The 12,819-nt window shown below is 55.6% G+C and carries 14 protein-coding genes; 13 read left to right on the forward strand and 1 reads right to left on the reverse strand.

The features are described from left to right. Window positions 1-6: 6 nt before the first annotated feature. Window positions 7-1,026: an aminopeptidase gene (locus FD744_RS12250; RefSeq protein WP_160868342.1), complete on the reverse strand. Its 1,020-nt coding sequence runs from the start codon at window positions 1,024-1,026 to the stop codon at window positions 7-9. 248 nt (window positions 1,027-1,274) lie between these two features. Here FD744_RS12250 and cysG point away from each other — a divergent pair, with 248 nt between their 5' ends. From cysG to rpoS, 13 genes are all read left to right on the forward strand, one after another. Next, a complete protein-coding gene (gene cysG / locus FD744_RS12255) occupies window positions 1,275-2,690 on the forward strand; it encodes a siroheme synthase CysG (RefSeq protein ID WP_097117961.1) in 1,416 nt (471 codons plus the stop codon). A gap of 9 nt (window positions 2,691-2,699) precedes the next feature. Then, window positions 2,700-3,608, forward strand: a complete 909-nt coding sequence (gene cysD / locus FD744_RS12260; RefSeq protein ID WP_034823008.1) for a sulfate adenylyltransferase subunit CysD — start codon at window positions 2,700-2,702, stop codon at window positions 3,606-3,608. Window positions 3,609-3,618: 10 nt separating this feature from the next. Beyond that, window positions 3,619-5,046 carry a sulfate adenylyltransferase subunit CysN gene (cysN, locus tag FD744_RS12265; protein WP_160868343.1) on the forward strand — a complete coding sequence of 476 codons (1,428 nt, stop codon included), beginning with the start codon at window positions 3,619-3,621 and terminating at the stop codon, window positions 5,044-5,046. Beyond that, window positions 5,046-5,651: an adenylyl-sulfate kinase gene (cysC, locus tag FD744_RS12270; RefSeq protein ID WP_160868344.1), complete on the forward strand. Its 606-nt coding sequence runs from the start codon at window positions 5,046-5,048 to the stop codon at window positions 5,649-5,651. Before cysN ends, cysC begins: the two co-directional genes overlap by 1 nt. Before the next feature lie 56 nt (window positions 5,652-5,707). Further along, complete coding sequence (locus tag FD744_RS12275) at window positions 5,708-6,028, forward strand: DUF3561 family protein (protein ID WP_058961495.1); 321 nt, start codon at window positions 5,708-5,710, stop codon at window positions 6,026-6,028. Between the two features lie 171 nt (window positions 6,029-6,199). Continuing rightward, on the forward strand, window positions 6,200-6,517 hold the full coding sequence (gene ftsB / locus FD744_RS12280; RefSeq protein ID WP_007893240.1) for a cell division protein FtsB: 318 nt from the start codon (window positions 6,200-6,202) through the stop codon (window positions 6,515-6,517). Between the two features lie 3 nt (window positions 6,518-6,520). Continuing rightward, the gene (ispD, locus tag FD744_RS12285) at window positions 6,521-7,237 is read left to right on the forward strand and encodes a 2-C-methyl-D-erythritol 4-phosphate cytidylyltransferase (protein WP_058961494.1); all 717 of its coding nucleotides are present in this window, start codon (window positions 6,521-6,523) and stop codon (window positions 7,235-7,237) included. Then, entirely contained in the window at window positions 7,237-7,713 is a 477-nt protein-coding gene (gene ispF, locus FD744_RS12290; RefSeq protein ID WP_045816453.1) for a 2-C-methyl-D-erythritol 2,4-cyclodiphosphate synthase, read from the forward strand. The genes ispD and ispF overlap by 1 nt, the downstream gene beginning before the upstream one ends. A 2-nt stretch (window positions 7,714-7,715) precedes the next feature. Beyond that, entirely contained in the window at window positions 7,716-8,759 is a 1,044-nt protein-coding gene (gene truD / locus FD744_RS12295) for a tRNA pseudouridine(13) synthase TruD (protein WP_160868345.1), read from the forward strand. 218 nt (window positions 8,760-8,977) lie between these two features. Beyond that, window positions 8,978-9,739: a 5'/3'-nucleotidase SurE gene (gene surE / locus FD744_RS12300; RefSeq protein WP_097118184.1), complete on the forward strand. Its 762-nt coding sequence runs from the start codon at window positions 8,978-8,980 to the stop codon at window positions 9,737-9,739. Beyond that, a complete protein-coding gene (locus tag FD744_RS12305) occupies window positions 9,733-10,359 on the forward strand; it encodes a protein-L-isoaspartate(D-aspartate) O-methyltransferase (protein WP_058961492.1) in 627 nt (208 codons plus the stop codon). The genes surE and FD744_RS12305 overlap by 7 nt, the downstream gene beginning before the upstream one ends. Window positions 10,360-10,525: 166 nt before the next feature. After that, window positions 10,526-11,665: a murein hydrolase activator NlpD gene (gene nlpD, locus FD744_RS12310; RefSeq protein WP_034822994.1), complete on the forward strand. Its 1,140-nt coding sequence runs from the start codon at window positions 10,526-10,528 to the stop codon at window positions 11,663-11,665. A gap of 51 nt (window positions 11,666-11,716) precedes the next feature. Beyond that, entirely contained in the window at window positions 11,717-12,709 is a 993-nt protein-coding gene (gene rpoS, locus FD744_RS12315) for an RNA polymerase sigma factor RpoS (protein ID WP_034822992.1), read from the forward strand. Window positions 12,710-12,819: the final 110 nt, after the last annotated feature.

Raw genomic sequence — 12,819 nt, forward strand, 5'->3', positions numbered from 1 at the left:
AAATCCTTAAGTTGTTGGGTTAGCCAGCTCAGTGACCAGCGGCAGTAGGATCTTCACGCTGTCACGCGTGCGTTGCGTAATCCGGCCCGGGAGCCAGCGATCCAGATAATTGAGATTATCGCGGTCCGTCTGGTGGCGTACGTTGCCCTCCGGGAAGTGGCTGCTGTGCGCCCGCTGCTGCTGTCCGTCTTTATTACCCAGCGCCCAGTTGGCGGCGGTGACATCCAGCAGCGGCATACCGGCTTTATCGAACGGATTCACACCCGGATAGTCGCGTGCCGTCAGCGTGTGGCTGGCGGCAGAAATACCGTAGCGATGCGCGAGCTGCACGGCGCGCGCGCTGGTCTGCTTGCGTACCGCTGAGGGCGTATTGGCACCACTGTTAAAATAGAGGTGATCGCCGACGATCAGACTGTTGAGATCAATCACCAGCAGCGTGTTCTTTTTCTCCTGCGCACTCATGCGTGTCAGATAATCATCCATGCCGTGTAATCCGGCTTCACCAGCGCTGAGCGCGACAAAACGCACACCGTAGTGCAGCGGGGTTTTACTCAACTGCTGAGCCAGCTCCAGCATTACGCCAAGGCCAGAAGCATTGTCATCGACGCCTTGTAAACGCAGGCCGCCCAGATTGTTATCCGCTTCATGACGGCTGAGTGGCGTCCAGGTGTCGAGATGCGTGACGATCAGGATCTCTTGCGGCACCGCGCCGGCCCGCGCGGCAATGACCGAGGTGGCGGATACCTTGCGCGGGCGCGTCTCACCCTTGCGCTCTAACCAGTTGTAGCTGGTATTGAACTGGCGGGTATTACTCTTGTAACCCAGCTCGGTGAATTGCTGTTGCAGATAATCGGCCGTCATCAGCTCAGCAGGGCTGCCGCTCATACGGCCAGGGAAATAGGTGGCGATATGGCGCAGCTGCTGTTCGGCAAAATGCCCCGGCGCATAGGTTGCGGCTTGGGCAAAGAGAGGCAAACCGCCCGCGATCAGTGCAGCCAGCACGGTGCGGCGGAGGGTGGCAAACATAGTTAAGGTCCTTTTGTGACATCCCGTCAGGCTAAAAAAATTCTGGATTAGTATGAAACTGTGACCGCGATTGCACAATTTGAATTGCTCCGAAACACCAGCAATATCATTTGTTAAGCACAAATTGTTATCAGCAATCCTGGGGCGTTATTCCATTCGGTAACTACTAATGCCAATTCGTAATTTCATCTACCAGAAGGCAGGGACGTATAGTCGCGTTAACTTATTGTAAAACTAACAAGGTTAACGTGGATTATCTGCCTCTATTTGCCGATCTCAAAAACCGTCCAGTGCTGGTTGTTGGCGGTGGTGAAATCGCGGCGCGTAAAATCGAACTGCTGCGTCGTGCCGGTGCGCGCGTGCGGGTAGCTGCGCGCGACCTTGGCCATGAGTTGCAGGCGCTGCTGGAAATCGACGCCATTGAGTGGATTGCACATCACTTCGATCCGGTTCAGCTGGATGGCGTCTTTTTAGTCATCGCTGCCACTGACGATAACGCGCTCAATGCGCAAGTCTTTGACGCCGCCAATGCCCGCCACAAGCTGGTCAACGTTGTCGACGATCAGCCCAAGTGCAGTTTTATCTTCCCCTCTATTGTCGATCGCTCCCCCTTGGTGGTGGCGATCTCCTCTAGTGGTACGGCGCCAGTGCTGGCCCGCTTATTACGTGAAAAAATTGAGTCGCTGTTACCTGCCAACCTCGGTCAGATGGCTGAAGTGGCAGGACAGTGGCGTGACAAAGTTAAACAGCGCTATCACAGCATGTCGGAACGTCGTCGTTTTTGGGAGCGGGCATTTAACGGTTTGTTCGCCAGCCAGATGTCAGCCGGTAACGTCAATGAGGCCCGCCGCACGCTGGATCGCGAGTTAGAGAACAGCAGCGACAATCAGGGTGAAATCACCCTGGTGGGCGCGGGTCCAGGTGACAGCGGTTTACTGACGTTACGTGGCCTGCAGGTGATGCAGCTGGCGGATGTGGTGCTGTATGACCATCTGGTGAGTGACGAAGTGCTGGAGCTGGTGCGCCGTGATGCTGACCGCATCTGCGTCGGTAAACGTGCTGGAGCACACTCCGTATCCCAGGAAGAGACCAATGCGATGCTGGTTGAGCTGGCGCAGCAGGGTAAACGCGTGGTGCGTCTGAAAGGCGGCGATCCGTTCATCTTCGGTCGCGGCGGCGAAGAGCTGCAGGCGGCGAAAGCGGCGGGCATTCCTTTCCAGGTGGTGCCGGGCATTACTGCGGCAGCGGGAGCCACTGCTTATGCCGGGATTCCGTTAACCCATCGCGATCACGCGCAGAGCGTGCTGTTTGTCACCGGCCACTTACGCAGTGATAGCGAGGGCATTGACTGGCCGACGCTGGCGCGTGCGCGTCAGACCTTAGCGATTTATATGGGCACGTTGAAAGCGGCAGAAATTGCGGCGGGCCTTATCAAACATGGACGCGCGGCATCAACGCCGGTAGCCGTCATTGGCTGCGGCACGCGTCAGAATCAACAAGTGCTGACCGGTACCTTAGATCAGCTTGAGGCGCTGGCGGTTGCCGCGCCCACACCGGCCCTGATTGTGGTGGGTGAAGTGGTGAATTTGCACGGGCAATTAGCCTGGTTCCAACATTCGGCACAGCAGGGGGCTCGTGAGTCCGCCGTTGTCAATTTGGCTTGAGGAAAAATTATGGACCAAAATCGTCTTACTCATCTGCGCCAGCTGGAGGCAGAGAGTATCCATATCATCCGCGAGGTGGCGGCCGAGTTCAGCAATCCGGTGATGATGTACTCCATCGGTAAAGACTCCTCGGTAATGCTGCATCTGGCGCGTAAGGCCTTCTATCCTGGCACGCTGCCATTTCCGCTGCTGCACGTTGATACCGGCTGGAAATTCCGTGAAATGTACGAGTTTCGCGATCGCACCGTGAAAAACATGGGCGCGGAACTGCTGGTTCACCGCAACCCGGAAGGCGTGGCGATGGGCATCAATCCGTTTGTCCACGGTAGCGCCAAACACACCGACATCATGAAAACCGAGGGCCTGAAACAGGCGCTGAATAAGTACGGTTTTGATGCCGCTTTCGGTGGTGCGCGTCGTGACGAAGAGAAGTCACGCGCCAAAGAGCGTATTTACTCGTTCCGTGACCGTTTCCATCGTTGGGATCCGAAAAATCAGCGTCCAGAGCTGTGGCATAACTACAACGGCCAGATCAACAAAGGCGAAAGCATCCGCGTGTTCCCGCTCTCCAACTGGACCGAGCTGGATATCTGGCAGTACATCTTCCTGGAAAACATCGAGATCGTTCCGCTGTACCTTGCGGCACCGCGTCCGGTGCTGGAGCGTGATGGCATGCTGATGATGATTGATGACGATCGCATTGATCTGCAGCCTGGCGAAGTGATCAAACAGCGCATGGTGCGTTTCCGTACCCTCGGCTGCTGGCCGCTGACCGGTGCGGTGGAATCCGAAGCGCAAACGCTGCCGGAAATTATTGAAGAGATGCTGGTCTCCACCACCAGTGAACGCCAGGGCCGTGTGATTGACCGCGACCAGGCCGGTTCGATGGAAATGAAGAAACGTCAGGGCTATTTCTAAGGAGACGCAGATGAATACCGTAATTGCACAACAGATTGCCGATCAGGGCGGTGTAGAAGCCTGGCTGACCGCGCAACAACATAAGAGCCTGCTGCGTTTCCTGACCTGCGGTAGCGTCGACGATGGCAAAAGTACGCTGATTGGTCGCCTGCTGCACGATACCCGTCAGATTTATGAAGATCAGCTCTCTTCGCTGCACAACGACAGCAAGCGTCATGGCACCCAGGGCGAGAAACTCGATCTGGCGCTGCTGGTGGATGGCTTGCAGGCCGAGCGTGAGCAGGGCATCACCATCGACGTGGCATATCGCTACTTCTCCACCGAGAAGCGCAAATTTATCATCGCCGACACGCCGGGACACGAGCAGTACACCCGCAACATGGCGACCGGCGCATCCACTTGTGATCTGGCGATTCTGCTGATCGATGCGCGCAAAGGCGTGCTGGATCAGACGCGTCGTCACAGCTTTATCTCTACGCTGCTGGGTATCAAACACCTGGTGGTCGCCATCAACAAGATGGATCTGGTGGAGTATAAACAGGAGACGTTTGAGCAGATCAAACAGTCCTACCTCGATTTCGCTGGCCAGCTCCCCGAAGATCTGGATATTCGTTTTGTGCCGATGTCGGCGCTGGAAGGCGATAACGTGGCGACGCCGAGTGTGACCATGCCATGGTACAGCGGCCCAACCCTGCTTGACGTGCTGGAGACCGTGGAGCTGAACCGTGTGGTGGATCATCAGCCAATGCGTTTCCCGGTGCAGTATGTGAACCGTCCAAATCTCGATTTCCGTGGCTATGCTGGTACCCTAGCCTCCGGTACGGTGCAGGTCGGACAGAGCGTGAAAGTGTTGCCTTCAGGCGTCGAGTCTTCGGTTTCACGTATCGTCACTTTCGATGGCGATCTGCAGGAAGCAGCAGCGGGTGAAGCGATTACGCTGGTGCTGAAAGATGAGATCGACATCAGCCGTGGCGACCTACTGGTCGATGCGGCTGCAGAGTTGCAGGCGGTGCAGTCTGCCACTGTTGACGTGGTGTGGATGGCAGAACAGCCGCTGCAGCCGGGTCAGAGCTATGAAGTGAAGATCGCCGGCAAGAAAGCGCGTGGTCGTATTGAAAAGATCATCCATCAGGTGGAGATCAACACGCTGGAGAAACTTGCGGTGGAAAGTCTGCCGCTGAACGGCATCGGCTTAGTCGAGATCACGTTTGATGAGCCGATGGTACTGGATGCCTATCGCCAGAACCCGGTCACAGGCGGCATGATCTTTATCGATCGCCTGAGCAATGTCACGGTCGGTGCGGGGATGATCAATCAGCCGCTGACTGATGTGCGTGGGCAGGCTGGCCAGTTCAGTGAATTCGAGCTGGAGTTGAATGCGCTGGTGCGTCGTCACTTCCCACACTGGAATGCACGCGATCTGCTGGGTGGCAAGTAATGGCCCAACACGATGAAAACGTGGTGTGGCATGACCATCCGGTCACCCGTGAAGAGCGGGAACAGCAGCATGGCCATCAGGGCGTAGTGCTGTGGTTTACTGGGTTATCAGGCTCGGGAAAATCCACGGTGGCCGGTGCGCTGGAGCAGGCGCTGCATCGCGCGGGCGTCAGCACCTATCTGCTGGATGGCGATAACGTGCGTCACGGCCTGTGCCGTGACCTCGGCTTCAGCGATGACGATCGCAAAGAGAACATCCGGCGCGTGGGAGAAGTGGCGAAACTGATGGTGGATGCCGGTTTAGTGGTATTAACTGCCTTTATTTCGCCGCATCGCACGGAGCGTCAGATGGTGCGTGATTTGCTTGGCGCCGGGCAATTTGTCGAAGTGTATGTCGATACGCCGCTGGCCGTGTGTGAAGCGCGTGACCCCAAAGGTTTGTATAAAAAAGCGCGTGCCGGTGAGCTGCGCAATTTTACCGGTATCGACAGTGTTTATGAGGCGCCAGACGCGCCGGAAATTCACTTAGATGGCGAACAATTAGTTACAAACTTGACCGCCCAATTGTTAGACCTCCTGCGTCACCGCGATATCATCAGATCCTGAACCGACAGCGGCAAATCTCGATTGGTTTGCCGCTTTTTAGCGTCAACAGGATCTCTATGCAGAACGTTACCCCCATGCTGGCACGCAAAGATGAACGCACCCCGGATGAGTCCCGCTCATCACTGCCGGGCGGCGTGATTGGCTTTCTCTCGTACTGGTGCGCGCTGGCGATTCCGTTCATGCTCTACGGTTCCAACACGCTATTCTTCTTCCTCTACACCTGGCCGTTCTTTTTGGCGCTGCTACCGGTATCGGTGCTGATTGGTATCGTACTGAGCTTAATGATTCGCGGACGCCTGTTCTGGAGTGGGGTGATCACCGCTATCGTGGTGGTGTGCCTGTTCTGGCTGCTGTTCTCATTTCTCTCGGGTTGGTAATCCGATCCTGATGTGCAAACGCATCGGCAGGTTACAAAACTTTACCTGCCGTCCCGCTTTTAGCCTTGCCGTTTTTTGTACAGACAATCGTCTGCTGCTGGCATTTTCGCTGTCGCTGTGGAGTCCTGTGCGAAGTTATGGGATGATTAGGCCGTTTTTCAGGGGGCGGGGATGGGAAAACTGACGTTACTGTTGCTCGTGCTGCTGGGATGGCTCCAATATTCCTTGTGGCTGGGTAAGAACGGTATTCATGACTATACGCGCGTCAATGAAGACGTCGCGTCGCAACAGGCGAATAACGCCAAACTCAAAGCACGTAACGATCAGTTGTTTGCCGAAATTGATGACCTCAATGGCGGTTCAGAAGCAATTGAGGAACGTGCACGTAATGAACTGGGTATGATTAAGCCCGGTGAGACTTTCTATCGTCTGGTGCCAGACCAGAATAAACGTAACGCGCAACAAGCTGCGCAAAATCAACAACGATAAACCATGAACAACCTCTCTTCCCTTGCGGATGTGATTGCCGTGGTGCCTGCCGCAGGCGTGGGCAGCCGTATGCAGGCTGCCTGCCCAAAACAGTATCTGACCATTGGTCAATTTACCCTTCTTGAACACAGCGTTGCGCGCTTGCTGGCTCATCCAGCCGTTAAACAAGTGATCGTGCCCATCAGTCCTGATGATGGCTGGTTTGATTCGCTGCCACTGGCGCAGGATTCACGCGTACTGCGCGTGACAGGTGGCGACACGCGTGCTGAGTCGGTGCTGGCAGGTTTGCAGGCGATTAAGCATAGCGAATGGGTACTGGTGCACGATGCCGCACGGCCATGCTTGCACCCGGATGATCTGGCACGCCTGCTGGCAGTTCGTGAGCACAGCAAAGTGGGTGCGATTCTGGCGGCACCGGTGCGTGATACCATGAAGCGTGCTGAACCTCGCAAAACGGCGATTGCGCATACCGTTGAACGCGAAGATCTCTGGCACGCACTCACGCCACAATTTTTCCCGCATCAACTGCTGACGGCGTGTTTAACGCGTGCACTCCATGAAGGCGCTACCATTACCGATGAAGCGTCGGCGCTGGAATACTGCGGCTATCATCCAGAGCTCGTCAGCGGACGCAGCGACAATATTAAGGTGACGCGGCCAGAAGATCTGGCGCTGGCGGCCTTCTATCTCACCCAGATTCAGTTAAAGGAGAGCGCATGATGCGTATCGGTCACGGTTTTGACGTTCACGCTTTTGGCGGCGAAGGTCCGTTAGTGATTGGCGGGGTGCGTATTCCCTTCGAACACGGTTTTATTGCCCATTCAGATGGCGATGTGGCACTGCATGCATTAACGGATGCGCTGCTGGGCGCGGTGGCGATGGGCGATATCGGCAAGCTATTCCCGGACACCGATCCCGCCTTCAAAGGGGCGGACAGCCGTGGCTTACTGCGTGAAGCCTGGCGTCGTATTCAGCAGAAAGGTTATCGCATTGGTAATGTCGACGTGACCATCATCGCGCAAGCGCCGAAAATGCTGCCGCATGTGCCGCAGATGCGCGTCAACATCGCTGAAGATCTCGGTTGCCATATGGATGATGTCAACGTCAAAGCGACCACGACTGAGAAGCTTGGCTTTACCGGCCGTGGCGAAGGCATTGCCTGTGAAGCCGTGGCGCTGCTGGTGAAGGCCGATTAAGTATGAGTGAACTGCTTTACCTGCACGGCGTTCCGAGCGCCACCGGCGTGATCAAGGCCAATCCCGAAGATTTCGTGGTGATTGAAGACCTCGGCTATCCCTATGATGGCGAAGGCGAGCAGGTGCTGGTGCGCATCCGCAAGATAGGCTGCAATACACGCTTTGTCGCCGAAGCTATCGCGAAATTCCTCGGCGTGCATCAACGTGATATGAGCTATGCCGGGATGAAAGACCGCCATGCGGTGACTGAGCAGACGCTGTGTTTCCGCGTGCCGGGTAACGCGATGCCGAATTTGGCCGGTTTCCAGCTGGAAGGCGTGGAAATTCTGCAGGTGATCCGCCATAAGCGCAAATTGCGCACTGGCGCGCTGGCGGGGAATGCGTTCCGTTTGGTTGTGCGTCAGCTTTCGGATCGCGCAGAAGTGGAAGCGCGCTTGCAGCATATCCAGCAAAGCGGCGTGCCTAACTACTTTGGTGAACAACGCTTTGGCCGCGGCGGCAATAACCTGACGCAGGCAAAATTGTGGGCAGAAGATAAGTTCCGCCCGCGCGATCGCAGCATGAAAGGTATTTTGCTGTCTGCTGCGCGCAGTCAACTGTTTAATCAGGTCACCAGTGCGCGTTTGCAGCGTGATGGCGTGTTGGATCAGGTACAAGCGGGTGATGCACTGCAGCTGGCCGGTCGCGGCAGTTGGTTTGTGGCGCAGGCGGAAGAGCTGGCGGAATTGCAGCAGCGTGTGAATCATCATGAACTGCGCATCACCGCGCCGCTCGCCGGGCGAGGTGATCTGGGCCCCCAGGGTGACGCGCTGGCCTTTGAGCAGGCTAATCTGGCACCGGCTGAGGATTTGCTGGCGCTGCTGGAGCGTGAGCGCGTTGATGCGGCACGCCGCGCCATGCTGGTGGTGCCAAAAGATCTGCGCTGGAACTGGTGGGATGACGTCACGCTAGAGATGCAGTTCTGGCTGCCAGCCGGGAGTTTCGCCACCAGCGTGGTGCGCGAACTGCTGAGTAACGGTGCCGCTGCGCCTATCAGCGATGAATAACCCCCACTTTACCCGGCCTCAACGCCGGGTAAATATCTGCTCCGGCTGCATAATGTTGCGGCAAACGCCGGAAGTTCCGTGATTTACGCCTACCACTTCCCGCGCCTCACCGCTAGAATGCAAACATCTTCGTCTCGCCAAATCTTGTTTTTGCGGCACCCCAACAGCGGATGCCAGGCGAGTTGAGGACCCGTTGAATGAACAAAGGTCAGGAACAGATGCGGATATTGCTCAGCAACGACGATGGAATTCATGCCCCCGGCATTCAGACGCTGGCTCGCGCACTGCGTGAGTTTGCGGAGGTGCAGGTTGTCGCGCCCGATCGCAATCGAAGTGGCGCATCAAATTCTCTGACGTTAGAAACCCCGCTGCGTACTTTTACCCATGAGAATGGTGACATCGCTGTACAGATGGGCACGCCGACGGATTGCGTGTTTCTTGGGGTTAACAAACTGATGCAGCCGCGTCCGGACATTGTGGTTTCAGGCATCAACGCTGGCCCCAATCTGGGTGATGACGTGATTTACTCTGGCACCGTGGCCGCTGCGATGGAAGGACGCCATCTTGGACTGCCTGCGCTGGCGGTTTCACTCAACGGTCATCAACACTATGCCACCGCGGCGGCGGTGACCTGCACGCTGCTGCGTGCGTTGTCCCGCGCACCGCTGCGCACCGGGCGTATCCTGAACATCAATGTGCCTGATCTACCGCTAGCGGAAATCAAAGGTTTCCGTGTGACGCGTTGTGGCAGCCGCCATCCGGCCGATCAGGTGATTTGCACGGAAGATCCGCGCGGCCATACCCTGTACTGGATTGGCCCGCCGGGGGACAAACTGGATGCGGGCCCCGACACCGATTTCGCTGCGGTAGATGCAGGTTACGTGTCGCTGACGGCATTGCATGTCGATCTTACGGCACATGCGGCGCAGGAAGTATTAAGCGACTGGTTGATCGAGGCTGAGGTAAATCTCGCATGGTGAACCGGCGCATCGAAACGCTGTTAGAGCAACTGCGTGCGCAGGGCATTCACGATGAGCATCTGTTAAAAGCCATCGCTGATGTCCCGCGTGAACGCTTTATCGATGAGGCGTTTGAGCATAAAGCCTGGGAAAACGTTGCGCTGCCGATTGGCAGTGGGCAGACGATTTCACAGCCCTACATGGTAGCGCGGATGACCGCGTTACTTGAACTGAACCCGGAATCGCGCGTGCTGGAAATCGGCACCGGTTCAGGCTATCAGACCGCTATTTTGGCCCATCTGGTCAATCACGTTTATTCCGTTGAACGCATAAAAGGGTTGCAATGGCAGGCTAAGCGCCGCCTGAAACAACTCGACCTGCACAATATTTCGACTCGCCATGGTGACGGTTGGCAAGGCTGGGCAGCACGTGGCCCGTTTGATGCCATCATTGTCACCGCTGCACCCCCTGAAATTCCGACTGCGCTGATAGCGCAATTAGGTGAGGGTGGCAAAATGGTGCTGCCAGTCGGCGAAGATCAGCAGGTTTTAAAGCGTTTGCGTCGTCAGGGTGGTGAATTAATTGAAGAAATCATCGAACCCGTCCGCTTTGTGCCGTTAGTTCAGGGCGATCTGGCCTGAGCCATTGCTACGTAAATCTTCACAACTGTTACATGGCATGGCGCAGTTGATATTGTTACTATCCTTGTTAATCAATGTGAAAGACCGTATTCCGCCTGTTGCGCAGTGAATAATGCGGTCACAACCACGACACAGTTACATCCAGGATTGCCATAACGGGGGATCAATGAGCACGGGAAGCACAGTATTTCAATTACGCCGTTTGGCGGCACTCTCACTGGTAGGTTTTTGGCTGGCGGGCTGTAGCTCAGGCGACAACACGCAAGCTCCGATTAGCCAGATTGGCGGCGGTGGCGACAGCGGTATGATGTCCTCTGGCGGCGGCATGACCTCCTCACCGAGCAGCGGTGGCATGCTCTCATCGCAGAACAGCACCGTGCCAGCTATGCCACACGGCGGAATGTTAAGCGGCGGTACACCATCAGCTGCACCCTCCGGGGGAATGGTTAGTGGCAATAATAATGTTGTCACGCAAAATGGTCGTATCGTGTACAACCGTAATTATGGGAATATTCCTAAAGGTAGTTACGGTGGTGAGACTTACACCGTTAAACGTGGAGATACCCTGTTCTACATTGCCTGGATTACCGGCAATGACTTCCGCGATCTGGCGCAACGCAATAACGTCCCGGCCCCGTATGGCCTGGAAGCGGGGCAAGTCCTGCAGGTTGGCAACGGTAATGGCCAGACCATCACCGGTGGCAATGCGATAACCGCAGCGGATGCGACACAGGGCGGCGTGCCGGTGGCATCCAACCAAACGCAAATTAAATCGGCCCCTGTTGCACAGCAACCTGTTATTACGTATTCTGATGATTCGGGTTCGACAGGCGGTAAAATGCTGCCGTCGAAAGGGGCAAATAATGTGGCAACGACCACAGCTCCGGTTACCGCACCGCCTACAGTCAGCAGCACGACTAACAGCACAACCCCAGTGGGAAGCTGGCGTTGGCCGACTGATGGGAAGATCATCGATAACTTCTCCGCTGCGGAAGGCGGAAACAAAGGGATCGATATCGCCGGTTCGCGTGGACAACCTGTTGTCGCCACTGCTTCAGGAAGGGTGGTATACGCAGGCAACGCGCTCCGTGGGTACGGTAATTTAATCATCATCAAACACAATGATGATTATCTGAGTGCTTACGCCCATAACGATTCCATGCTGGTCCGGGAACAACAGGAAGTTAAGGCGGGGCAAAAAATCGCTACCATGGGTAGTACCGGAACCAGTTCGGTAAGATTACATTTTGAAATTCGTTACAAGGGGAAATCCGTAAACCCGTTGCGTTATTTACCGCAGCGATAATCCGGCAGAACCTTAGGTGTTCTGCCCTTGGATCACGGGTAGGAGCCGCTTATGAACCAGAATACGCTGAAAGTTAACGAGTTACATGAAGATGCGGAATTCGAGGAGAACGGAGCTGAGGTTTTTGATGAGAAGGCTCTCGTTGAGAACGAACCTGGTGATAACGAAGTAGCTGAAGAAGAGCTGTTGTCACAGGGTGCGACGCAACGCGTTTTGGATGCGACGCAGCTTTACCTTGGTGAGATCGGTTACTCTCCACTACTGACAGCAGAAGAAGAAGTGTTCTTCGCTCGTCGTGCACTACGTGGTGACATTCCTTCTCGCCGCCGCATGATTGAAAGTAATTTACGCCTGGTGGTGAAAATTGCCCGTCGTTATAGCAATCGTGGTCTGGCACTGCTGGATCTGATTGAAGAGGGTAATCTCGGCCTGATTCGTGCCGTAGAGAAGTTTGACCCAGAACGTGGGTTCCGTTTCTCAACGTACGCCACCTGGTGGATTCGTCAGACTATTGAACGGGCGATCATGAATCAAACCCGTACCATTCGTCTGCCGATCCACATCGTTAAAGAGTTAAATGTTTATCTGCGTACCGCGCGTGAACTTTCGCACAAGCTTGACCATGAGCCGAGTGCAGAAGAGATTGCCGAGCAGTTAGACAAGCCGGTTGATGACGTAAGCCGTATGCTGCGTCTCAATGAGCGTATTACCTCGGTTGACACACCGCTGGGTGGAGATTCCGAAAAAGCGCTGCTGGATATCCTGGCCGATGAAAAAGACAACGGCCCGGAAGACACTACGCAGGACGATGATATGAAACAAAGCATCGTTAAGTGGTTGTTTGAATTGAATGCCAAGCAGCGTGAAGTGCTGGCGCGTCGTTTCGGCCTGTTAGGCTATGAAGCGGCAACGCTGGAAGATGTGGGCCGTGAGATCGGGTTGACCCGTGAGCGCGTCCGTCAGATTCAGGTTGAAGGTCTGCGCCGTCTGCGTGAAATCCTGCAGACTCAGGGCCTCAACATTGAAGCACTGTTTCGCGAATAAGCCGTAACCGGCAATAAAAAACGGTGACCCTTGGGTCACCGTTTTTTTATGTGCGTTATCAGGCCGTTACGCTAATGAGCGACGTCATTACCCGCCGCTCATTAAAATTG

This window comes from Pantoea sp. Taur (assembly GCF_009830025.1).
GTDB classification, from domain to species: domain Bacteria; phylum Pseudomonadota; class Gammaproteobacteria; order Enterobacterales; family Enterobacteriaceae; genus Pantoea; species Pantoea communis.